This window comes from Spiroplasma endosymbiont of Dromius quadrimaculatus (assembly GCF_964031155.1).
In the GTDB taxonomy this organism is placed as follows: Bacteria; Bacillota_I; Bacilli_A; order Mycoplasmatales; family Nriv7; genus Nriv7.
Window position 1 is genome coordinate 1,303,701 of record NZ_OZ035010.1, and the last position, 23,865, is coordinate 1,327,565.

Consider the following 23,865-nt stretch of genomic DNA (forward strand, 5'->3'; position numbering starts at 1 on the left):
ATTATCGTCGCCCCTTATTAATTATATTAGTTGCATCATTAACATCAGGTCGTTGGTTTACTAACGCCTCCCGCATTCTAAAATTAATTAAAAACTTTGGTTCTTGTTTTCATAAAATAATATAACTTACTAAAACAGAAATAGTAATACAAAATGAAAAAATAATATCAATGATTTCATAATCAAATGATGTCAATGAAAGAAATTGAGTTTGCGAACGAATTAAACCAACTAAAATACTAAGCAACAAAACCCCAATGCGCGAATTAAATGCTCATAAAGGAATCAACAAATTATCAAATTCTTGTAACATTGTTGAACTTAATGTTCCTAATTTATTTAGATTAGCAACAAAATAAGTATAGCCTGCAATTCCAGCAATTGCTCCTGAAATTGTCATAATAATTAATTGCTTAGCATTAGGATTTAATCTTGCATATTGCGCCGCCTCAGCATTAGCAACCGTTAATTCTAAACGAAAACCAAACACGCGACGATCTAATAAAATCGTTACAAAACCATAAATAAACAAAGCAATAAAAATTGTAATGGAAAAATAAACCGTCATACTTAATTTAATTATTAAAGAAGCATTATTATTAATAATACCATCATTATATTGACTTCATTCTGGTAAATGATAATAAATATTAAAAGCAATAATATTAAGCAACAAAGTTGATGCCATTTCATTAATCTTAAAATAAGTTTTAAAAAAACCAGCAATGAGAGCATACAATGCCCCCGCAATAATTGATACTAAAATTAATAACATTGTTGTAAATTTAGTAGTAATACCAACAGCACTTAATAATCGTGAAGTAATAAATGTGATTGTTACCCCAATAATCATTTGCCCAATAACTCCAAGATTATAAATTCGAAACCGAAATGCTACTAACGAAGCTAATGATGCTAATAGCAAATATGAAAATGAATTTACAAAATTATGAAAATGATTAATATCATTAAAAGGCATTAAAAATAATGTATCATATGCTTTCAAAGAACTAACTTTAAAAAGCGTAAAGATTATTGCCGATAAGACAAAAAGCAAAACTACTGTTAATGAAACCACCGTTGCTGCTTTTAATTTTTTGTTAGTTCAAAAATTTCTTATAATATTCATTTTTAACCACCAGTAATCCTTATTTTAATTGTCGCTATTACTTGCACAATTTTATCTTTAACTATTGTAATTTTATTAATAATTTTTTGCCACAATAAAACTTTTCGAGAAATACTTTTATATTTTAATTCACTTTTAGTAATTTGAATATGTTTATCAATCAAATCTTCGCGTTTTTTAGAAAGAATCAGCGGATTATTTAAAACATTACTTTTAACATCATCCCCTTCTAAGGTAGCAACCATTCTCCCATTTTGAATAACTGTCACCCGATTAGCTAATAATTCTAAAAGATGCGAATCACAATCAATTAAAAGAAATGCTACGCCTTTTTTTTGTAAGGCAATAATACGATTAATAATCAATTTTGCTGAATCATTATCTAAATGCATCAACGGATTAACTAAAATAACAACTTTCGGGTTCGTTTCTAATGTCCTTGCTAAAACAAATTTTTGTAATTCACCATTAGATAAAGTATTGGCAATACTATTACCATTAATAAAATCAGGCATTTGATAATTTTGTAAAATCTTTTTTAATTTAAATCAAATATCATCACGCCTTAAAACTCCAGCATTTAAATATTTAGGATTATTATGATGCCATAAAATAAAATTATCAATTAAAGAATAACTATCAATAGTTGCATCTTGTAAAAAATTTTCTGGTACTAAATCAATGCCTAATTTATAACGATAAGCCTGATTCTTTTTATTAATACTATTATTTTTAAAAAATATTCTTACTGTTGGTGATTTAGTTTTTCCTGAAATTATATCCCCAATTAAGGAACTACTAATATTTGTGCGATCATAAACTCCTAAAATTTCACCAACTTGTAAAATTAAATCAATGCCTTCTAATTTTGGATAATTGCGTTTATTAAAACTAATATCTTCAGCATATAACACTAATTCTCTTTTTTTTAAAGAAACTTTTTTATGGTCAATCATTGTTGTTCAATATTTATGTTGAATTTTCTTTACTTTTAAAACATTTTTATTATGCTTTGTCCACACAATCCGACCTTTATTTAATAATGAATAATGATTTGACACTGCTTTAGCAAATTCTTTACTTCGTGTTGAAAAAATTACTGTAATTTTATCTTTAATAAAAGACTTAAAAATTGGTAAAAACTCCTCTTCTTGTTCCAACGGTAAACCAACTGTTGGCTCATCTAAAACTAAAATTCGTGGTTTTTGGTACAAAGCTCTTAGTAATGCCACCTTTCTTTGTTCTGATAATGAAAGAATCCCAAACTGTTTATTTAAATCAACATAAATTTTATACTTCCGCATTAATTTTTCAATTTTAGCTTCAGTTTTTCCTCAATTAATAAATATTTTCAAAAATTGTGGTTCATTTCCCAAAACTATATTTTGACGAACACTAAAATCAGGAATAAAGTAAGTATCTTGTCCAGCATAACTAATTTGATAGTTAGGAGTAAAAAACTGTCCGATGCGTTTATTAGCAACTTTAATCACACCATTGGTGGGATTTTCCAAACCAGCTAATAAACGCACACAAGTTGTTTTACCAGCCCCATTATCACCAACTAAGGCATGAATTTCACCAGAATTTACCTTTAAAGTAATATTATTTAAAACTAAATTATCTTGATATTGTTTATAAACATTATTAAATTCAATTAAAGGTGATGACATTAGCTAGTTCCTTCTTTACAAAAATGTTGTGATAATGGAGCATTAATAACATTACATTGCAAAGGCTTTCACACAAATTTATTATTATCAAATTGTTGATGAGAAAATTTAATATCTTGGATATCAACAATAATATCACTAACGAAATTTCAATCAGTTAATAACTGTGGTTTTATTTCCTCAGAATGATAAATTTTAGATAATATACCTGTAAAATTACGATTAATACTAGCAAGTAAATAATTTTTGGATTTAATATGATATTTTTCTTTATTCATAATATCAACACTAACAAAATAATGTTTTTTTAAATTATCATTATTATCAATAAAAGCTTTTACTAAATTATTACTATATAATAACAACGGATCAAAAATTAAACTAACTTGATGATTTTCTAATAATGCTTTTGCAGTATTATACATATTATTACGATTCCAATCAGAGCTAATTAAAGGATCACGATTATCAATTGATGTTTGTCAATCAACAAAATTAAACTCATAATCACCATCTTGCTTACTATCAATTTGCGCTTGATATAGTCCTTGTTGAAACCCAAAAGTTAATCGTTGTGCTAATTGATCATTTAAATATTCAACAGCACTAACTTGAATTTTATTATCAATAATTGTAAAATCTTGACGATTTTTTAACATATAAATCCCTGATTGATATCCTAAATTATAACCCATTGTCAAAACATCAAATTTAATTTCAACTAAATTAACAATTTTATTACTAACAGAATTATGAACATAATCATAATCTAAGGTAATAATTTTATTACCCGTAGCAACCGACTTTTCTAACTCTTTTGTTAAATTAGGAATATTATTAGCAAAATTATGATTTAAAGCAATAAAATATTTTGTTTTATTTTTAGTATGCGTATTCAACATATTTTGTCAAAATAACAATTGCGTCGTCTTATCAGCAAAATTATCAATAATCCAATAATTATCTAAAATATCAATTGATGAATTATAAAAGTTTTTTGTTGTTGCATTATCATAAATACTTAATGGATGATTAGCAAAAATAACTGCTTGATCAGTAACAGAACGACTAAAACCAAAAATGGGAAGAGCAAAGATACTAGCAATATTAATACTATTTATTAATTTAAAGATTTTATCCACTTTATTCCCACCTTAACAAACTAACTATTAACTAGTTTGTGGATATTTTTTTCGTAAATGAAATAACAATGATACAATATCGGCGGGATTAACTCCCGAAATTCGTGAAGCTTGAGCGACTGTTAGCGGTTGCACTAACTTTAATTTTTCTTTGGCTTCAATAGCAATATTAGCAACAAAATCATAGTTAATATCTTGCGGAATTTGTTTTTTTTCTAATTTAATTTTTCGCGTAATTTGCTTTTGATGACGAATTAAATAACCACTAAATTTATTTTTAATTTCACAATTAGTTTTTTGATTTTGATTTAATAAATTAATACTAGTAATATAAGGTACTAAAAAATTCAATGATATTTCTGGTCGTTTTAATAAATCTCACGCACTAATACCAGCAGTTAACAATGAAAAATTACTTTCTTGTAATGCCTTTTGAATTGTTGAATTAGGTGTAAATCGTGTTACTCTTAATTCATTTTCAACAATATTTTGTAATTGACATTGCTTTTGATATTCATCTCACTCTACCCTACTTACTAAACCAATATCATAAGCATATTGTTTTAAACGATCTTCAGCATTATCATTTCTTAAAAAAATCCGATGTTCAGCTCGTGAAGTTAATAACCGATAAGGTTCCGATACTCCTTTAGTAACTAAGTCATCAATTAAAACGCCAATATACGCTTCATCTCTTCTTAAAATAAATGGTGCCTTATTCACTAATTGACAATGAACATTAATCGCTGCCATTAATCCTTGACAAGCAGCTTCTTCATAACCACTAGTACCATTAATTTGTCCAGCACTAAATAAATTTTTAATTATTTTGGTTTCTAAGGTCGGTTTTAGTTGTAAAGGATCAATAGCATCATATTCAATGGCATAAGCTCATTTAAGAACTTGAACATTTTCTAATCCCGGCAAAGTTCTTAACATCCGATCTTGAATATCAATCGGCATTGATGTAGAAAACCCTTGAACATAAATTGTTTCTAAAGCAACTGATTCTGGTTCTAAAAAAATTTGATGTCGTGATTTATCAGCAAATCTAACAACCTTATCTTCAATACTTGGACAATATCTTGGTCCAACACTAGTGGGGATAGCACGATACATTGCTGATGCCTTTAAATTTTCATTAATAATTTGATGGGTATTTTCATTAGTATAAATAAGTCAACAAGGAACTTGTTTTTTTAAAGGAACAAACTCCTTTGTAGAAAAAGAAAATGCTAATGGTAAATCAGTTCCTAATTCTAATTGCATTTTACTGTAATCAATACTATCTTTATGAACTCGTGGTGGTGTTCCAGTTTTTAAGCGAATAACTTTAAATCCTAATTGTGCTAATTGTTTTGATATTCCATAAGAACCTTTTTGTCCATCAGGACCTTCCTTTTTAACACTAGACCCTTGTAAAACTTTAGCTTCCATATAAGTACCTGTTGTTAAAATAACTTTTTTAGCTTTAATTATTGTACCGTCATTTAAGATGATACCCTTAACAGTATGATTTTCTATTAATAACTCATTTACCATTGCTGATAGTACCGTTAAATTATCTTGTTGCCTAATAACATCATACATATATTTACTATATGCAATCTTATCCGATTGCGTTCTTAATGCTCACACTGCTGGTCCGCGTGAACTATTTAATAGTTTCATTTGTAATGCTGTTTTATCCGCAGCTTTAGCCATCTCACCACCCAAAGCATCAATTTCTCTAACAACAATTCCCTTAGCAGGACCACCAATTGATGGATTACAAGGCATACTCGCAATCTTTGTCGGATCAAGAGTAACCATCAGTGTCTTATGTTTCAACCGTGTACAAGCTAAAGCTGCTTCCACCCCAGCGTGTCCCCCGCCAATAACAATTACATCATATGCCATTTAAATCACCTACTTTAATACCTTTTAATTTATTTCCCTTAAATTATATCTTATTTGTCTCCCAAATAAAAACAAGACTTTTTTACAAGTCTTGTTTTAAATTTATATTTTTTTATTAACCAAAAACCTTGATAAAATTTTCATCTTCAATAACACTTTTATTAATAGGGACAACAAATGTGTCATCAAGAAACTTAGTAAGTTTAAAATGATAATCATCTACCGAAATAACAAAATTTTTTAAGTTATATATGAAACCTATTTTAACTTCTCAGCCAAATTTGTTTTTATAAAAATTAGCAATTTTTTTAGCAGCAATTAAATTAGTTTCTTTATTATCAGAATACTCAATTTCTACTATCTCATCAAAGAAATTAGCATCTTTTTTAATTATTTTATTTAAATAATCACTAATATTTTGAAAATTATTAAAATAAACATTTATTTCGCCTGTAAATGAACCAATTGTCAAACTAACTCTCTTATAATTTTCATCAAGCTTTAAAAGCCCATCAAATTGTATATTATTACCAACATTCTGCATAGTAATCGCCATCCGACTAGATTCTTTACCAAATTGATTTTTTAAATTTTTTCGAAGTTTTTCTAAAACATCACTAATCTTTTTATCAATAGTCATTCCTTCTAGTCTGTAGAAACCATATACATATGACAAGATTTTGGTTTCTACAAACTTACTGTTAATTAATAAATAAATATGAGCTCATTTATTTATTGCAAGAAATATAAGGTTAAATTAATACTTATTATTTTTAATTATGCCTTGTATTTTTTTGTGCCTTGTTGTTGATAAACTAAGTTTTTTAGTAAACAAAGTTTACTAACAAGTTATGTTAATTTAGTTTAAAGAAAAAGTTTAAAGACAAGTATATTAAACTAAGTTAAAAGACTAAGTAACTAAGTTAAATATAACTTAGTTTAGTATAAATAAATATTGTAAGGACGGTATGTGTATGAGAAATATTGAAAATATTTTTTTAAATACTGAAAAATTTCTTTTAAAAGAAACGCAAAAGGCAATGCTTATTAAAGCACCAAAAATTCCATGATTATATGAACCTGCTGGTATTTGGTTTTCAAAAAAATTTGTTTATAAAGGAAAATATGAAAATTCTATTTGTATTGGAATAATTAAAGATGGTGAATATCAATTGGTTTTGGTTAATAATAAAGGGCAAGAATCTAGTTTGATTTTAGGTCATGAACTGTTAGGTTTTTTTATTGCTGAAAAAGAACATGATAAAAAGGTTGTAAGTTTTGATTATTTTAAAAATTCATTTTAAAGATGTTTTACGATATTTAAAAAAAGAGAGGAGAGAGAAAAAGAGGGGTAAAAAACTTTTAAGGTGTTTAAACGGTGCGGAAAGCGTATGCTCCGCCCGTTAATTATCAATGTTAGTTTGAGTTATTTAACTAAGTTATTGCATTTTTTTGATTTAATGTAGTAAAAAAATTAATTTTGGAGTTTAAAAAATGAAAATGTGAGTTAGTGTGGATGAAACACCTAAAAATTATTGTCAAAAGTTTATATATTCTATTAATAATAAAACTGGATTAGAACAAAAATTTTGAGTGTCTAAATCTGCAGTTGAATCTGTTAGAACTGATTTAGTCGGTGATAATTGACTTTGTGTTGATATTGTATATTAAAAGATTAGAAAATTAAGGAGAAAAGAAAAATGAGTATATTTGGATTAGTATTTTTTACGATTTTAACATTATTACTAGCATATTATATTGCAGTTAATATTTATCGGTTTTTTAAAGATAAAAAGAAATATGGTAGTGAAGCAAAACAGTTGCCAAAAGATTTTACTTATGCACAACGAATATTTATTGCAAAATTTAAGCGAAATTTATTAGAACAAGATGAAAAAGAAATTAAAAAGTAGGTTTAGAAAATGTTTAAAAAAATAATTATTGAGTTAATTGAATTAATTTATCCAACCGCCGATTTACCACCCCAAGTTGTATTTTTGTTTTCAATTTTGATAATTGTAATGCTTTTCTCAGCCATTATTTTTCTACTCTTTTGACCTTTTAAGCGGTAATTATTATGTTTTTAGTTGCTTGAAAAGATTTAGATTGAGAACAAATAAAATTGTATTTTTGGGATTTATTTATTCAAATTACAGTTATTCCAGCTCGTATTACTGGTGGTAAAGAAATTGATTTAACTCAAAAAACACTTTGGCTTTTAATAGCAAACATTGCGTTTTGAATGGTATTAGTAATTATTGTCTTATTTATGGTTATTTTATTTTATAAAGTTAAATCATATTTTGTTTAGAAAGGGGGTGATTATATGTTTAGAACTTTTCTTGATGTAACAACACCACCGGTAGCAATTACTGGTGAACAAGCGGTTACTAACTTATGAAAAGCATTAATTAAAGCATTTGGTAATATTTGAACTGATATTATTGGTGGTAATATGCCAAATGTCGTTAATTTCTTTGCTACATATTGAGTTTTCTTGCTTGGTGTGATTATTGGTTTATTTTTAATCGCTTTCAAAATGTTTGAAAAATTAATGCCCGGCAGATAATAATAAAAATAATAAAGAAAGTGTGATTTAAGTGATGCTATTGTTTAAGAAAATAAATTTAAGATTATATGATTTTGTCGCTTTAAATCGCACTTTATTTATTATTGCGTGATTTTATGGTGCGATTTTGCATTATTATAATCCCCAAAGTTGAAGAATGTTATTTGATATTATTTATTTATTAATTGCTTTGTATGTTTTATATACTAAAATTTCTCATTTCTTTGCTCGTCGTAGTTTTATTAATTTCTTATTAAATTCACCTTTAAATTTAGTAATTGGTGCTTTAGGAACTGGAAAAACCGCTTTAATGGTTTTAGCTTCTTACTTATTAAGTGGTTGAAAAACGATTTCTACTTTTCCGATTACAGATAAACAAATGCTTTCATTAGGACACATGTCACTTTTAGATTATAATTATCCAATTTTAGATGAAAAACATTTACTGTTATGAGATGAAACTAACTTATTTTTAGAAGGAACTGATTATAAAGAAAATGATAGAGTAACCCAAGGTTTACAAGAATATTTCGCTTCGGCTCGGCAATTTACCCATATCGTATTAGCAAGCGGACAACGAGCCGAACATATATGAGTTAAAGTTCGTGATATTGCGAATTCAATAATTGTTGGTATTAGAAAAAAACCGGTTAGTATTTTCCGACCCTATTTACAAGTTATTTACGGCACTTTTAAATCGGTAAGTGAATATGAGCAATGACGATTAACGCTAATTAATGCAAAAAATGATAAAAAAGGTCGCAAAATCAAGTATCGTAGCATTCCAGAATTAGACATTTATTTCTTTAAATTAAAAATTCCGATGTCAATCTTAAATCTTTACGATAATAAATATTTATCATTCTTGCGTGAATTAAGTAATCGTGCTTTGAATGATAAATATCAACATAAATTTTGAAATGATAATGTAATGGATATTGAAGCATTAGAATATTTAAAAATGGAAAAATTCAGCAAGATACTTACTAAGTTAAAAAATAATCTGAATAAGAAAAACAAGTAAAGGGGTTTAAAAATGGAAAACTTAGAAAAAATGGCTAGTTTGATTGGCGATATGTTTTATAAAGTTTTTGATTTAATTTGAACTTTAACCATTCCTGGAACAGATATTCGCATTATTATTTTTCCGCTAATTATGCTTGTAATAAATCTTGTGATTGGTGGCATTTTAGGTATTCATATCGAACGACCAAAAGTTGGTTTTCGTAAAAAATATCGAAAATCAGTTGCTAATTGAGGAACTAAGAAAAAATCATCTAGTGGTCCGATTAAGAAATTTAGTGGTAATAACCCTAAAAATAGACCGTGAGTCGACCAACACGGACGGCGAATAAAAAGGTAGGTTTTTAAAATGTTTAAATTAATAATTTTATTCATTCTTGTTGCTGTTTTTTCTATTTTTGCTTTAAATGACTTTTTAGGTTTATGAGCCTATGTGCGTGAGGGTTTAGAATATTTTAATAAAGTTTTATCAAAAAATATTAAAATTTTAGATTTGTTTAAACCAATGATAAGGTTATTTTCCCAACATCCGATTTTCCAAATTTTAGGAACAATTTGTATTTTATCAACAATATATTTAATTTTAAGAGGACCTACTGAATAAAAAAATACTTTGAAAGGAGTTAAAAAATGAAAAAGTTAAAGAAAATATTAAGTATTAAATGATTTAAAAGCGTTTTAGGTTTTATGCATTTTTTTATTATATTTCATACTGTTATGGTTATAATTTGAATGTTTTTAACAAGAATTAGAACTAATACAGATGAGTTTTTTAAAGATTTTATATTGTTTGATTTTCAAAATTTAGTTCTTAAGGTGTATTTTTGATTATTAATCGTTTATTTGTTAATAACTGGTATTAAGTTAATTATTAGGGGTTATTATTTTAATAAAGTTTTTAGAAAGCATCAAATGCAAGTTGTTAATTGTGAATGTCCGCAACATCAACATTATAAATTTTCTGATGCTTTTAAAGCGATAAAAAAGAGTTTTAAGATGTGATGAGATGCATAAGATTATTTCTTGATTTATTATAATGTTTATTAGTTTGGTACCGTTAGGGGCGTTCTTTGATACAAAACAACCACCAAAACCTGCTATGATGGAACAATCTTTTATGAAACGACAAAAACGAGCCACAAATTCTAGTAATGGTAAAATTTATGAATTTTCTTTATCTAAGGCAACTATTAATTGACAAGGTAATAATTCTAAAGGAAATCTTGTTGGGTTTTCAAATTTTAATAAAAGTGAGTTAAAAAATTTACCAGAGAATATGATTAATGGTATTACTTGATATCCATCTTTTCGGTTTACGGAAAAAACTGTTAGTGATTTATTGACTGGTGATTATGATTTAACAAAATTAGGTAAAGTTGATGCAGTTAGTATTAAAGGTAAAATTCATACTTATAATATTGGAACAAGTGAGATGGGCATGGGAGCTGATTGACAATATGATTGATTAGAATTAATGTTTGCTTCTCCTCCTCTGCCCGAAAAATATAACGAGCAACCATTACCTACGGAAATAACTAAAAATGATGGCGAGTATGATTATACTCAGTTTCAAGATAAATTAGACTATTTGATGATACAACGCCGAGATTTTGATAAATTTAATTATAGTTATTTATATTGAGTCCCAATTTTTAATTTCTTTGACGATAATTTTAAATATATGAGTGAAATTTCAATTAAATTAAATGGTTTTAAACAAAATAGTAAATTTAATTTAAGTCGCAAAAATTCATATCCACCCGGTTTTATTGAAAAAGTTATTTTTAGAGAACTTTCCTTTTCTAGTTTTGGTGATGTTATTACTATAAAAACTGAGCACGGCAGCATTGTGGGTAGTAATGAGTTTTTAGAAAATGGTAAATCGCTTTGAAAATCTGGCTCGCGAACAAGTTTTGGAGGAGATTTTATTAATACCTTTTTTGGACAAGTTAATTATTATGGTAATACTTTCCATTTTTTACGCTATGATGACAAATTAAAATTTGATTTTAAAGATTTTATGCTTTATTATCAAAAAGATTTAACTATTGATTTTATTAATGGTTTATTTAATAAAATTTATAAAGTTTTAGGTGAGTTTTTTGTACAATTCTTTTATGCGAGTTTTGATATGGATGCTTCTACTTATGTAGAATTAGATTACAAAGGAATGCAACAAATTCCTAAAAATGTTTTACAAATGGGTTTTTTCTATCGTTCCTTAATTACTTTTTATCCCAAACAGTATTTAATTAACTTTGGTTCAACAATCGAAAATAGTAAGAATATGATTTTTCGTTCCTATTTTTTTGTTAAAGATAAACAAGTTGCCAATGGTTTTAATATTGGCAAAAGTTCTTATCAAGTATATTTTAATGTGTTAAAAGCATATGATAACCAATTATGAAACACTACTAGTAATAAATTGTATTTTTACAATGCCAAAGTTGATGTGATGTATGGAATTAATATTTTTACACTAACTTTTCCACTATATAAAAAGAAAAATGAAAGTACTGAATATCATTATTCTTTATACGATTTTAACATTTTGAATTCAACAGCTTTTATTGGTGGTGGAACAAATGGTAATACCGATGATTTAATTCCTACGCCCAACTGTTCTTATTGGGGCCTATTTAGTGCAATATCTTGTGGCATTCAGCACGCTTCTGTTAGTGTGTTAAATTGATTACTTGGTCTTTCTGGGATTAATCTTTTAATTCGCCCGCTTGCGGATATTGCAAAAACAACGATTAATTTTACCAAAACTGCCTTTCCGGTGTTTGAAGTTATTCCGGCATTTCAAATGCTATTTGAATTTGTAGTGCCCTTAGCAATTTTGTTAATGTTAATTAAAAAGTTCTCTTAAAATATTTTTAATATTCTTAGTATAATATAATCTCTTTGAAAGGAGGATTTTTAATTATGTTAAAAAAAAGTTTATCAGTGTTAAGTTTAGTAATTGTGGTGTTTACTTTTGCTTGTAAAAGCAATGATTTTCAGTTTGTTAAAAATAAAATTTATGAATTTTCTTTATCTAAGGCAACTATTAATTGACAAGGTAATAATTCTAAAAGAAATCTTGTTGGGTTTTCAAATTTTAATAAAAGTGAGTTAAAAAATTTACCAGAGAATATGATTAATGGTATTACTTGATATCCATCTTTTCGGTTTACGGAAAAAACTGTTAGTGATTTATTGACTGGTGATTATGATTTAACAAAATTAGGTAAAGTTGATGCAGTTAGTATTAAAGCTAAAATTCATACTTATAATATTGGAACAAGTGAAATGGGTATGGGAGCTGATTGACAATATGATTGATTAGAATTAATGTTTGCTTCTCCTGCTTTTACCCAAAAAGGATAACGAGCAACCGCAACCATTGCCTAATCAAAATTATTATTTAGAACCGAGTTATAACATCCTTTTCTGTCAAAATGCCTAATAAAAATTAGTAATTTAATAAATATTTTTGAAAATCGTGTTTTTTGTAATACGATTTTCTTAATTTAAGGAGTTTTAAAATGAAATATATTATTTCTCAAGCTGATTTAGCGGATTTAAAAGCAAAAACCCAAAGTTGACTAAGTGCTAATTGCCGTAATCCTTATTACTATAAAACTAAAAAACGCATTACTAACTATTTAAATTTATGTACTTATTTCTATATTGAAGAAACTACTTTAACAAAACTTATTAAAAAATATTTTAAGAATGCAACGAAAACCTTTTATCGTTGGGCAGAAAAAATTATGACCGCTTATTATTCTGACAATTTAGATTTGTTATTGTTTAAAACTACAAAACCACAAAATATTAATTATCAATATAGTTTAAATTCTCGCAAAAAAGTATGTGATTTATATTTTGATTACAAAAATCTTCAAGCCGGCGGGATGTGGTCTTTATTTAACAATTTAAAAATCGGTTTTCATGATGTTAAAAATTCGGAAGTTCCGAAAAATATTAAAACTTTTTATCGTTGAATTAAATCTGACCCTCGTTGAAAAGAATTAAAACAGCAAATCAAACAAACAAAACGCCATTTTAAGCGTTATGAAGTGTCCGAGATTGGTCTTTTACAAATGGATGCCAAAATTATTACCCCATCAAATTTTCCGGTTGATAAAAAATATTATATTTATGATTTCATTGACGAAATAACACGAATAGTATTTGGTTATGTTTATGATAGTTTAGGAACTAACAATGCCCTTAATGCCGTGCAAAGAGCAATGAAAGATTTCGACGAACTTGGTATAACAATTAAACGCCTTCGTACTGATAATGCTCCTGAATTCACCACTACTAATTGAAGTAATAAAAAAGCATACAAAGTAAAAGAAAGGCCTTTTACAACCTTTCTTTCAAAGAATGGGGTTATCCATGAAACCACTCCAATTCGTTCACCACAAAGTAACGGTAAAATTGAGCGATTTCATCAACATTATACTAAATTATTTTATGCTAAGGATAAAAAGTTAAATCAAAATGAACTTCAACATTATTTAAACAAATATTATTACTTTTATAACTTTGAACGCTGTCATTCATCACTAAACACTAAAACGCCATTTCAAACATTACAAAAATTTTTAACAAAATAATTTTAATTATATACAATTTATACTTTTATTCTTAACAAGTAAATAAACTGGTCGCGTTTAGTTTTCTTAGGTATTTTTAAAAAAAGAAAAAATAATTATTTGCTATAAATTATTTTAATATGCAAATTAAGTATATATTTCTAATGTATGATTTTTGTTGTAAAAAATTATTTTAATGTTGGTTTTATAAGCATTTTACTTAGTTTTTATAACCTTTTTATTAAGATTATGTTTGTTAATATTAAATATTTTGTTTTATTACTTATTTTTCAAATAAAAAGGTAACCAATTTGTAGTTGCTTTTCTTTCATAATTATTTAAATCTTTTACCACCTAACAAAACTTTATGCGTCCCTTTTTAATGTTTTTCTTGATTGTGCAAAACATCTGTGGTATATTACACATTCCTTCTAAGTCAAAAGGATTATCTTTAGTAAATTTCGCTAAATACTCTTTTACTTTATTAAATAACTGTTCATCAGTTCTTTTAAAATTATTAAAATAAACATTTATTTCGCCTGTAAATGAACCAATTGTCAAACTAACTCTCTTATAATTTTCATTAAGGTCAAAAAGACCATCTTCTTCTATGGTGTTATTAACATTCTTCATAGTAATTGCCATCCGACTAGATTCATCACCAAATTGACTTTTTAAATCTTTTCTCATTTTTGATAAAATATCGCGAATTTGTTCAGTAGCAGTCATTCCTTCTAAGTCAAAAGGATTATCTTTAGTAAATTTCGCTAAATACTCTTTTACTTTATTAAATAACTGTTCATCAGTTCTTTTAATATTTTTAAAGAAAAGTTCTATTGTATCATTAAATGAACCCACTGTAAGAGTAACTTGCTTATAATTATTATCATAATCGCCACTTTTAGGTCGTAATAAACCATCTTCTTCTATTGTCTTATTAAATAACCCGACATATCAATCTTAATCCGATTATATTCCTGACTAAATTGATTTTTTAAATTTTTTCGAAGTTTTTCTAAAACATCACTAATTTTTTTATCAGCAGTCATTCCTTCTAAGTCAAAAGGATGAGAAAAATCAAAATTCTCTAAATATGTTTTCACTTTATTAAATAACTGTTCATCATTATTTTTAATATTTTTAAAATACATTGGAATTCATTGCGAAGTTTTAACACCAATTTTAAACCTAATTTCCAGTGCGGTATTACCATCTTTAAAAACTTCAATAGCATTTTTTCCTAGTGTTCAAGTTTCATTATAAATTTCAAGATTACTAATATGTTTAAAGATATTAGGAAATTTTTCCTGTAATTTTATTTTTACTTTATCCAAAGCATAACTTCGTTGCTGATTTATATTTAATCCACTTAAATCGAAACGATTATTGGCATTAAATTGTTCTAAATATGTAGAAACAATTTTTACTTTTAAAGCATCATTTTTAGCAATTAATTCCTCTTTATTTAACAATCTTGCCATTTCCGTTCTAATATGATGCAGTTTATCTTCCAAAGTAGCATTATCTTTAAGCAACTTAGCAATATCTGCTAATTCACCACTACCAAAACTACTTATTAACTTAGTTAATTCACTGGTATATTCAATTAATTGCACGATTTCACTTTCTTGTTGGCCAATTCTTTTTTTAGTAACATTGTTTTTCTTAATTAACTCCTGAAAATCATTTGTTAAAATCGCAATTTTTCTTTTTAACGCGTTTATTTCCTCATTTAATAACTGATTATTCGTAATTTCTTCCTTAATGAAATTTTTTGCCATTGTTTGCGAAGAACAAGCAATTAAATTAGTACCAATTCCTAACGAAAAAACAGTCACAATTAAAATATTTAATCATCGTTTAACCATTTTAATCTACTTCTATTTGTCATTTATTTAAAACTTTTTTATAGTTTAAATTTGTAATTTTTTGACCTGTTATTTCTATTTTATTCATAGCTTTTAATACCTCATTTTTACTCAATATAAACCAAAACTACATAAAAAAGTAGTAACTCTTCATTTCTAATTTATACCTTATCCTATTAATTATATAAAAAATACCTTAAAAAGTCAAATATTCCCCTACTCTAGCGGTTTTTGATTATTTTTCTTTTCGTTCATATATTTTATTATTTATATAACAATAAAAGATATTAACAACAACAAATAAAATCAAAATAATGATACTAGCGATAATAACTAAAACAACTAACAATCAATTCGCAACATCTAATTTAGGTAAATAAGGGAAATACAATAAAGTTGGTTTATCATCTAATACTCCCATATACAAGCGAAGAATAATATATAAAAAGTAAAACAATGGATAAAGAAAATTAATTCATAATTTTTTCTTTAAATATTCTTTAATAACAATTGGTTTTTCACCAATATGAAAACACATATAGCAAATTACTAATAATGGAATAATTAAATGCTGACTCATATTTTCAAATCAAGTAATCGGTGCCATTGTTGTCGCCGCAAAAGGGAGCATCATTGTCATATATGTTATAAAAGTAATAGAAATATATAATGAGATGACAATTAAACCACCTTGTCTTAAAATTAGTGGTTTATCACTTTTAAAGTGATAAATTGCTGCTAATAAAAATCACACAAAAACAATAATATTACTTTGAATTGTAAAATAACTAAAATATTGACCTTGAAAACCCGTATAAGAAAAAGGCTCATCAATACTTCGCATTCAAGTTTTAGTTATTAAATGTTCAACATAACCAAAAATTAAAACTGATAATGTAAAGACGGCAATTACGATTTCATAAATGAACCATCATTTATTAGAATCTTTAGTAATTTTCATAAAATATCCTCCTTTAAATTAAAAATAATTAACTATTATTTATTCGTGGAAATAATATTTGTTTCAAATTAATTTTAACATTATCTAAGTCTTGAAAATTAGTTAAATTTGTAAAATTTAACTGTTCGTAATTAATATTTAATTGTTGAAAAATAACAATACTTTTCGTTACTAAAACAGGTTGTAATAAATACGCACTTACTTTTAAAACTTGTAATAAATTATTAATAACTTTATTTAAATTAACATCATGATTAGTAAATAATATTCAAGGAGTTCTTTCTTCAATATACTTATTAGCATAATGTAATAATTCAATTACTGCTTTAACAGCATCATTAATTAAATATTGATCCATTTTTGCTTCATAACTTTCAATTGTTAAATGAATGTGTTGTTCTAATGCCTTATCTAAATCATTAGTACTAGGAACATACTGCGGAATAACATTATTAAAATATTTTTCGGTCATTGTCATTGTTCTTGATAATAAATTACCTAAATTATTAACTAAATTACTATTATAAGAATCAATTAATAATTGTAAGCTATAATTACTATCTCTGGTAATATGTAAATCATTAACAAGAAAAAATCGTAAAGCATCACTGCCATACTCATTAATTAATTGTAATGGATTAATACTATTATCTTTTGATTTTGACATTTTATCATCATTCATTGTGATTCACGAATGACTAATTAATTTATTAGGTAAACGAATATTTAATGCCATTAATAGGATTGGTCAATAAATAGCATGAAATCTAGTAATTTCTTTACCTAAAAATTGCACAATTTCACTATTTTCGCCTCAATATTTATTAAATTCACTATTATCTGATGAAAGATAACCTAATGAACTTAAATAATTGCTTAAAGCATCAATTCAAACATAAATTATATGTTTGGAATTTTCTTTAACCGGAATCCCTCAATTAAAACTTGTTCTTGTAACACTTAAATCTTGAAGTCCCGGACTTAAAAAATTATTAATCATTTCATTCATTCGTGATTCGGGATAAATAAAGTCAGGATGTTGATGATAATAAGCTAACAATTGTTCTTGATACTTTGAAACTTTAAAAAAATAACTTTCTTCTTGTAAAAACTTTAATTGTTGATTACATAATAAATGCAACTTATCACGAGAAATTTGTGATTTAGTAACAAATTCTTCACAAGCAATACAATATCAGCCTTCATATTGATCTAAGTAAATATCTTCTTGGGCTAATAACTGATTAAAGATTTTTTCAACAACAATAGTATGTTCTTGACTACTAGTTCTAATAAATTTAGAATAATCAATGTGTAAGGCTGTTCATAAATCTTTAAACTTATTAACGATGCCATCAACAAATTCTTGGGGGGTAATATTTGCTAATTGTGCCGCCTTAGCAATTTTTTGTCCGTGTTCATCACTACCAGTAGTAAAAAATACTTCATAACCTTGTTGTTTCTTATAACGCGCTAAAACATCACTTAAAACTGTTGTATACGCATGCCCTAAGTGCAATTCATTATTCGGATAATATATTGGCGTTGAAACATAAAAATATTTTGGTTGCATAACTTCATCCTTTATCAAATTATTTATATTATATATTATATTACATCATTTCTTTATATAATTAAATTATACATACCCTAAGGAGGACTAATATGGAAGTAAAAATGAAAGGAAAACCTTTACAATTAATTAAAGAACCAATTAAAATTGGTGAAACTCTTGATTTTATCGCCACTAATCTTAATATGTCAGACTTTAAAATAACTGATATCGTCAATAAAAAGAAAGTAATCTCAGTTGTCCCCAGTGTTGATACTAGCACTTGTTTAACCCAAACTAAACATATGAACGAAAATATTAGTAAACTAGAAAATATGCAACTAATTACAATTTCAAGAGACCTACCCTTCGCCCAAAATAAAGCTTGTGAAAGTTTTAAAGACAATAATCACATCCTTATATCTGATTACAAATACCGTGATTTCGGCATTAAAACTGGTTTAGTAATCCAAAAACTAGAACTTCTAGCAAGAACCTTATTAGTATTAGATGAAAATAACATCGTTATCTATATTGATATTAACGAAGAAACATCAGTGGAACCGAATTACGCTAAACTATGAGACTTTTTAAACAAATAATCACATATGTTAAAAACACACTTTATACAAAGTGTGTTTTATTTATTTTATTATTAATTTATATAAGTTTTATATATGTGAAAGTCCTTCTAAATATAAACTTAATGAAACTTCATCTAAACTACCAACTTTAACAGTTAAATCAAGATCTGTTTCACCAAAAAAAGAAGTTAATTTATTATTTTTTGAAATTGGTGTTCCATCCTCAATAATTACTTGATCATAGTTTATTTTTCCCAAATATTTTTGTAATTGTTCTTTTAAAAGAGCAATAGCTTCGCTCCTTGAGTTTGTAAGTTCTTTCAAACGTCAGTTATAGCGAATTTTTAAAAATTTTTAACTAAAGTTAAAATTTCTTCATTTGATTTTCTAATAAAACTAACATTTTTTACTTTAAAACGAATCGTTGCCGTTTCTTTACCAATAGTAATATCCATATCGTATCATTCTGAATTACCAGTTAAATTATCAGTTTCTGAACCTTTAAATGAAATTTTTAAAAGTTGGTAATCATCACCTAATAAAGTTTTAATTAATTCTTTTGCCTTATTATACGCATCTAATCTGGTATTACCAGTATTTAATTTGTGGACATTAAAATCAAACTCAGTTTCAAAATACAATTTAATAAGTTGTATTATTAAACTATGATTTTCCTTAATTAAATCTTTTCGTTCACCAATTATTCGTAAAAATTCAGCTTTAATATGGGCAATTTTACCCTTTCAATCAGTTTTAGAACCCGTAAAAGGTTTAATATCCTTTAATTTATCTTTACCAAAACTATTAACTAACTCATCCAATTTTTGTAAATCAGCATTTAAAAGTGCTAATTCATCTTGGTATTTTTTAATCTTAATTTCTAATTTGACCTTAATATTTTCTAGTTGTGCAATAGTTAAATCAATATTTTTATCAAGATTTTTTATTTGATTAGTCAAATCATTAATTTTATTCACTAAACTTTGTTTTTCAACACGAAATAAAGTGTTATTAACAATTTCATCAAAAATACTATCGTTAACAATTAAGTTTTGTTCCGTAGGAATTGGTGCTTTATCAGCACAAGCTGTTAAAGTAACCCCTACCCCAACTGTCAAACTAGCTACAATTAAAAGGTTTAAAAGATTTTTAAACATCATAATATTGCCTCTTATTGTTTGAAGTTGTTAATTAACTCTTCTAAATCGTTAACAGCAGTTTCTAATTCAGTTTTAACGGCTTTACCAGTATCAATCGCGCTATTTGTAAAGCATCTAAAGCCTCATTAGCATCCTTAATTTCTTGCTTATTTGCTTCATTTTCAGTATTAAGCTTAGTTTTTTCTTTAATTATTCTTTCAAACTCAGCTTTAATATGATCAACTTGGTCTTCAAATTTCGCTTCTTCTTTTACTTTTTTAAGTTCTTTTAAACTACCTTCTTTACCAAAAGTAGCAACTAAATCAGTAATTAACTTAACTTGTTGTTCATATGATTCAATTTGCTCATTTAATTTAGCAATTTGTTCATCCTTCTTAACTAATTTAGCATTTAAAGATTTTTCTTTTTCAAATCGGTAGTCTTCAAGAGCCTTAACATACTTTAAAGCAGTAGTTTTTTCACTATTAAATTCAGTTAACTCTTTAATTACAACAACTGTATCATTTGATTTAATCGCATCATATTGTGTTTTAAGTTCTAGTAATAATGCATCATTATTTTCTCCAATAGTTTTTACACTACTAATTAGGTTATCAATCTTACCTTTTACTGCTTTAAATGCTTGTTTTTGTGCATCATATTGAGTTTCCAAAGTTTTAATTCTTGTCTTTAAAGTATTAACAGTATTAGCAAAATTTGTTTTAAGTTGAGCAATTGCTTCTTGACTTGTAATTTTATCAAAAGTAACTGTCCCTGTTGAACAAGCAACTAAACCAATTGTCGCTGTTCCTAAACCTAATGTAATACTAGTTAAAGCCATTAATAAACGCTTTGTTCCATTCATATTCATATTTTTCCCTCTTTTTTTAATAATTTGTTCAGTATAAACTGAAACTTTCTTTTCCTATTTTATACCTTAACTCGTTAATATATACAGTAAAAATAGGAAAATGTCAACATTTCTGCTCCTAGGGTTACTCTTGATGATAGACTTGATATACAAGACTTTTAGGAAGATTTCGCATATTTGCTACTTCCTTAATTGCTTCTTTAATAGTAATATTTTGCTTTTTAGCTACTAAGATAATGTGGTCTTTAATAGTTAAAGAACGATAATCAACCACCACTTCATATCCTTTAACAATTAACACAAATTCACCCTTTAATGAAGTTAAATCAAGGTTAATAATATCATTTAATGGCATTCGATAAATAGTTTCATACATCTTCGTTAACTCTCTTGCTAAACAAACATCACGATTACCTAAAATTTCTTTCATCACCCTTAATGTTTTTTCTAAATGATGCACACCAACATAAAAAATTAACGATTCAGAACGATATTTTAATTGTTCAACTTGTTGTTTAAGTTTTCCTACTTTGTGGTCTAAAAAACCTCAAAAAGAAAACGGATATGGTGGTAATCCCGAACAAACTAAAGCATTTAATAACGCACTAGAACCACTAATACTAACAACATTATATTCCTTAGCAATTACTGCTTGGACTAATTGATATCCGGGATCCGATATTAATGGATAGCCAGCATTACTTAGCAAAGCAACTGATTGATTATTATTTAAAAATTGTAATACTAAATCAATTCGTTCTTTTTCATTATGTTGATGTAACGAAATAAGTTTTTTCTTAATATTAAAATGTTGTAATATTTTCTTACTTACTCTTGTATCTTCACAAAAAATTACAACAACCAGTTGTAAAGTTTCTGCAATCCGACTATTTAACTCTTTTAAATTGCCAATTGGTGTTGCTACTAAATATAGCGATGGCTGCTCATTACGAAAACTTTTCTGAATCATTATTATCTTATCCTATTCTCTTTTAGGAAAAACCCGTTCATAAATAATATTAACATTACGAACAAAATAATTAATATCAAAACATTTTTCTAATTGCTTATCATCTAAATATTTAGAAATTTTATATTCTTTAACAACTTCCTTAAAATCTCGTTTTTCTTTTAAACTAGCAAAAGTACACTCTTGTAAAAAATCATAAATTTCTTCACGAGAAAATTGGGTTTTCTTAATAATTTCTAATAATAATCTTTGACTAAAAAAAGTATTAAATGTTTTTTCAATATTTAAAGCAATATTTTTTTCATTAACTTCTAAAAGATTAAGAATCGCATTCATCCGCTTTAAAATAAAATGTAATAATGAAAATGTTCCACTAATAATTATTCTTTCATTAGAACTATGCGAAATATCTCTTTCATTTCATAACAAATTATTTTCATAAGCAACAACACTATTAGCACGAATCAGACGCGCTAACCCACAAATATTTTCACTCCCAATTGGATTTTGTTTATGAGGCATCGCACTAGAACCTTTTTGGTTTAATGAAAATCCTTCGCGAATTTCATCAACTTCACTTCGCTGACTATGACGAATTTCAAGAGCAATTTTTTCTAATGTGGAAGCAATATTTGCAAAAACACTAAAAAGAAAGGCATGCCGATCTCTTTGGGTTACTTGTGTTGAAATATTATCAACACCTAATTCTAACTCTTGTCTGACAAAATCCTCCACAACTGGTTCAACATTCGCATAATTACCAACCGCACCAGAAATTTTAATAACTTCAATTTGCTTACGTGCTAACAAAAATCTTTCCACTTGCCGATTAATTTCTTCATACCATAAAACAAATTTTAAACCAAAAGAAGTCGGTTCGGCAAATATGCCATGTGTTCTGCCAATACAAATTAAATTCCGATATTTTAAAGCTTTTAGTTTTAAATTATCTAATAATTTTTGCAGTTCTTTAGCAATAACATCGTTTGCTTGCTTAATTAAATAATTTTGGGCAGTATCAACAACATCAGTTGAAGTTAATCCTAAATGAATTCAGCGTTTTTCATTTTCTAAACTATGTGATAACATTCTTGTAAAAGCAACCATATCATGTTGTGTTTGCTTTTCTAAACTATTCATTAATTTTAAATCAACTTTAACTTTTTTCAATTTTTTTAAATCAGATTTATCAATTAATCCTAAATTGCCTCAGGCATCACACACTAATAATTCTACTTTTAATCAAGTATCATATTTCTTTTCTTCACTTCAAATCACTTTCATTTCTTTTGTTTGATAACGCTTAATCATCTTTGTTCCTCCTTTATGGAAATAGATTTATAAAATTACTAACTGCTTTGTAATCATTTCTTTAATATTATCATTAGTTAATATTGCGACTAGTTGTAAAGCAAACTTAATCGCAACACCAGGTGATGATGCCGTAATAATATGACCATCAATAACAACCGCTTCATTGCTAATAATTTTAGCAGTTTCTAAACCATTGAAACACTCAGGATAAACACTAATATTCTTATTATTAGCAATGCCTAACAATCCTAAAATTTGCGGGGCAGCACAAATCGCAGCAATAAATTTATTTTGTTCATTAAATGTTTTTAATAAGTTCATTAAATGTTCATTTTTTTGTAAATTATTAACACCCGTCGCTCCACCAGGTAAAATTAGCATCGCATAATCATTAGGCATTTGACTAAAATAATAATCACTTTTAATAGTAATATTATTAGCACCCACAATAAAATCTTTATTTTCACTACTAATAATATCAATATTAATTTTTGCTCTTCGTAAAATATCAATAACAGTTATTGCTTCAATTTCTTCATAACCAGTTGCTAAAAAAATTGCTACTGTTGCCATTAATTA

28 protein-coding genes are annotated in these 23,865 nt (G+C 26.5%); 13 read left to right on the top strand and 15 right to left on the bottom strand.

Annotated features, from left to right (window positions below; all coding sequences use genetic code 4):
* Window position 1: 1 nt before the first annotated feature.
* From AAHM88_RS07205 to AAHM88_RS07225, 5 genes are all read right to left on the bottom strand, one after another.
* A complete protein-coding gene (locus tag AAHM88_RS07205) occupies window positions 2-1,129 on the bottom strand; it encodes an ABC transporter permease subunit (protein ID WP_342262756.1) in 1,128 nt (375 codons plus the stop codon).
* Between the two features lie 2 nt (window positions 1,130-1,131).
* Window positions 1,132-2,802 (bottom strand): ATP-binding cassette domain-containing protein, encoded by a 1,671-nt coding sequence (locus AAHM88_RS07210; protein ID WP_342262757.1) that lies wholly within the window; start codon window positions 2,800-2,802, stop codon window positions 1,132-1,134.
* Window positions 2,802-3,944, bottom strand: coding sequence for a hypothetical protein (locus tag AAHM88_RS07215; protein WP_342262758.1), 1,143 nt, complete (start codon window positions 3,942-3,944; stop codon window positions 2,802-2,804). The genes AAHM88_RS07210 and AAHM88_RS07215 overlap by 1 nt, the downstream gene beginning before the upstream one ends.
* Window positions 3,945-3,971: 27 nt before the next feature.
* Window positions 3,972-5,843: a tRNA uridine-5-carboxymethylaminomethyl(34) synthesis enzyme MnmG gene (gene mnmG / locus AAHM88_RS07220; protein ID WP_342262759.1), complete on the bottom strand. Its 1,872-nt coding sequence runs from the start codon at window positions 5,841-5,843 to the stop codon at window positions 3,972-3,974.
* A 115-nt stretch (window positions 5,844-5,958) separates the two neighbouring features.
* Complete coding sequence (locus AAHM88_RS07225; protein WP_342262760.1) at window positions 5,959-6,483, bottom strand: hypothetical protein; 525 nt, start codon at window positions 6,481-6,483, stop codon at window positions 5,959-5,961.
* Between the two features lie 334 nt (window positions 6,484-6,817).
* Here AAHM88_RS07225 and AAHM88_RS07230 point away from each other — a divergent pair, with 334 nt between their 5' ends.
* From AAHM88_RS07230 to AAHM88_RS07285, 12 genes are all read left to right on the top strand, one after another.
* A complete protein-coding gene (locus AAHM88_RS07230) occupies window positions 6,818-7,147 on the top strand; it encodes a hypothetical protein (RefSeq protein WP_342262761.1) in 330 nt (109 codons plus the stop codon).
* A gap of 190 nt (window positions 7,148-7,337) precedes the next feature.
* Window positions 7,338-7,514 (top strand): hypothetical protein, encoded by a 177-nt coding sequence (locus tag AAHM88_RS07235; protein WP_342262762.1) that lies wholly within the window; start codon window positions 7,338-7,340, stop codon window positions 7,512-7,514.
* A gap of 29 nt (window positions 7,515-7,543) precedes the next feature.
* A complete protein-coding gene (locus AAHM88_RS07240; protein ID WP_215826178.1) occupies window positions 7,544-7,756 on the top strand; it encodes a hypothetical protein in 213 nt (70 codons plus the stop codon).
* Between the two features lie 164 nt (window positions 7,757-7,920).
* Complete coding sequence (locus tag AAHM88_RS07245; RefSeq protein ID WP_342262763.1) at window positions 7,921-8,154, top strand: hypothetical protein; 234 nt, start codon at window positions 7,921-7,923, stop codon at window positions 8,152-8,154.
* 15 nt (window positions 8,155-8,169) lie between these two features.
* Complete coding sequence (locus AAHM88_RS07250; RefSeq protein ID WP_342262764.1) at window positions 8,170-8,412, top strand: hypothetical protein; 243 nt, start codon at window positions 8,170-8,172, stop codon at window positions 8,410-8,412.
* A 40-nt stretch (window positions 8,413-8,452) separates the two neighbouring features.
* Window positions 8,453-9,436 (top strand): hypothetical protein, encoded by a 984-nt coding sequence (locus AAHM88_RS07255; protein WP_342262765.1) that lies wholly within the window; start codon window positions 8,453-8,455, stop codon window positions 9,434-9,436.
* A 12-nt stretch (window positions 9,437-9,448) separates the two neighbouring features.
* On the top strand, window positions 9,449-9,775 hold the full coding sequence (locus AAHM88_RS07260; protein WP_342262766.1) for a hypothetical protein: 327 nt from the start codon (window positions 9,449-9,451) through the stop codon (window positions 9,773-9,775).
* 9 nt (window positions 9,776-9,784) lie between these two features.
* Window positions 9,785-10,039, top strand: coding sequence for a hypothetical protein (locus AAHM88_RS07265; RefSeq protein ID WP_342262767.1), 255 nt, complete (start codon window positions 9,785-9,787; stop codon window positions 10,037-10,039).
* A gap of 26 nt (window positions 10,040-10,065) precedes the next feature.
* Window positions 10,066-10,449 (top strand): hypothetical protein, encoded by a 384-nt coding sequence (locus AAHM88_RS07270; RefSeq protein ID WP_342262768.1) that lies wholly within the window; start codon window positions 10,066-10,068, stop codon window positions 10,447-10,449.
* A complete protein-coding gene (locus AAHM88_RS07275) occupies window positions 10,442-12,307 on the top strand; it encodes a hypothetical protein (RefSeq protein ID WP_342262769.1) in 1,866 nt (621 codons plus the stop codon). The genes AAHM88_RS07270 and AAHM88_RS07275 overlap by 8 nt, the downstream gene beginning before the upstream one ends.
* Window positions 12,308-12,363: 56 nt before the next feature.
* Window positions 12,364-12,807, top strand: a complete 444-nt coding sequence (locus AAHM88_RS07280; protein ID WP_342262770.1) for a hypothetical protein — start codon at window positions 12,364-12,366, stop codon at window positions 12,805-12,807.
* 158 nt (window positions 12,808-12,965) lie between these two features.
* Complete coding sequence (locus AAHM88_RS07285; protein WP_342262771.1) at window positions 12,966-14,048, top strand: integrase core domain-containing protein; 1,083 nt, start codon at window positions 12,966-12,968, stop codon at window positions 14,046-14,048.
* 333 nt (window positions 14,049-14,381) lie between these two features.
* Here AAHM88_RS07285 and AAHM88_RS07290 read toward each other — a convergent pair whose 3' ends face one another.
* The 4 genes from AAHM88_RS07290 to metG form a co-directional block, all read right to left on the bottom strand.
* Window positions 14,382-14,885 (bottom strand): hypothetical protein, encoded by a 504-nt coding sequence (locus AAHM88_RS07290; RefSeq protein WP_342262772.1) that lies wholly within the window; start codon window positions 14,883-14,885, stop codon window positions 14,382-14,384.
* Between the two features lie 68 nt (window positions 14,886-14,953).
* Entirely contained in the window at window positions 14,954-15,895 is a 942-nt protein-coding gene (locus AAHM88_RS07295; RefSeq protein ID WP_342262773.1) for a hypothetical protein, read from the bottom strand.
* Between the two features lie 235 nt (window positions 15,896-16,130).
* On the bottom strand, window positions 16,131-16,856 hold the full coding sequence (locus AAHM88_RS07300) for a hypothetical protein (RefSeq protein WP_342262774.1): 726 nt from the start codon (window positions 16,854-16,856) through the stop codon (window positions 16,131-16,133).
* A gap of 28 nt (window positions 16,857-16,884) precedes the next feature.
* Window positions 16,885-18,429 carry a methionine--tRNA ligase gene (gene metG / locus AAHM88_RS07305; protein ID WP_342262775.1) on the bottom strand — a complete coding sequence of 515 codons (1,545 nt, stop codon included), beginning with the start codon at window positions 18,427-18,429 and terminating at the stop codon, window positions 16,885-16,887.
* Window positions 18,430-18,521: 92 nt separating this feature from the next.
* On the opposite strand from metG, the gene tpx reads away from it, so the two are divergent.
* The gene (gene tpx / locus AAHM88_RS07310) at window positions 18,522-19,010 is read left to right on the top strand and encodes a thiol peroxidase (RefSeq protein WP_342262776.1); all 489 of its coding nucleotides are present in this window, start codon (window positions 18,522-18,524) and stop codon (window positions 19,008-19,010) included.
* 69 nt (window positions 19,011-19,079) lie between these two features.
* Here tpx and AAHM88_RS07315 read toward each other — a convergent pair whose 3' ends face one another.
* The 6 genes from AAHM88_RS07315 to AAHM88_RS07340 all read right to left on the bottom strand — a co-directional run bounded on the left by AAHM88_RS07315 (window position 19,080) and on the right by AAHM88_RS07340 (window position 23,859).
* Complete coding sequence (locus AAHM88_RS07315) at window positions 19,080-19,316, bottom strand: hypothetical protein (protein WP_342262777.1); 237 nt, start codon at window positions 19,314-19,316, stop codon at window positions 19,080-19,082.
* Window positions 19,317-19,336: 20 nt separating this feature from the next.
* On the bottom strand, window positions 19,337-20,152 hold the full coding sequence (locus AAHM88_RS07320) for a hypothetical protein (protein ID WP_342262778.1): 816 nt from the start codon (window positions 20,150-20,152) through the stop codon (window positions 19,337-19,339).
* 61 nt (window positions 20,153-20,213) lie between these two features.
* Window positions 20,214-21,002: a hypothetical protein gene (locus tag AAHM88_RS07325; RefSeq protein WP_342262779.1), complete on the bottom strand. Its 789-nt coding sequence runs from the start codon at window positions 21,000-21,002 to the stop codon at window positions 20,214-20,216.
* Between the two features lie 124 nt (window positions 21,003-21,126).
* Complete coding sequence (gene rsmI, locus AAHM88_RS07330) at window positions 21,127-21,972, bottom strand: 16S rRNA (cytidine(1402)-2'-O)-methyltransferase (RefSeq protein ID WP_342262780.1); 846 nt, start codon at window positions 21,970-21,972, stop codon at window positions 21,127-21,129.
* Window positions 21,973-21,984: 12 nt separating this feature from the next.
* Window positions 21,985-23,283, bottom strand: coding sequence for an adenylosuccinate lyase (purB, locus tag AAHM88_RS07335; RefSeq protein ID WP_342262781.1), 1,299 nt, complete (start codon window positions 23,281-23,283; stop codon window positions 21,985-21,987).
* 27 nt (window positions 23,284-23,310) lie between these two features.
* On the bottom strand, window positions 23,311-23,859 hold the full coding sequence (locus tag AAHM88_RS07340) for a DJ-1 family glyoxalase III (protein ID WP_338967786.1): 549 nt from the start codon (window positions 23,857-23,859) through the stop codon (window positions 23,311-23,313).
* Window positions 23,860-23,865 lie beyond the last annotated feature (6 nt).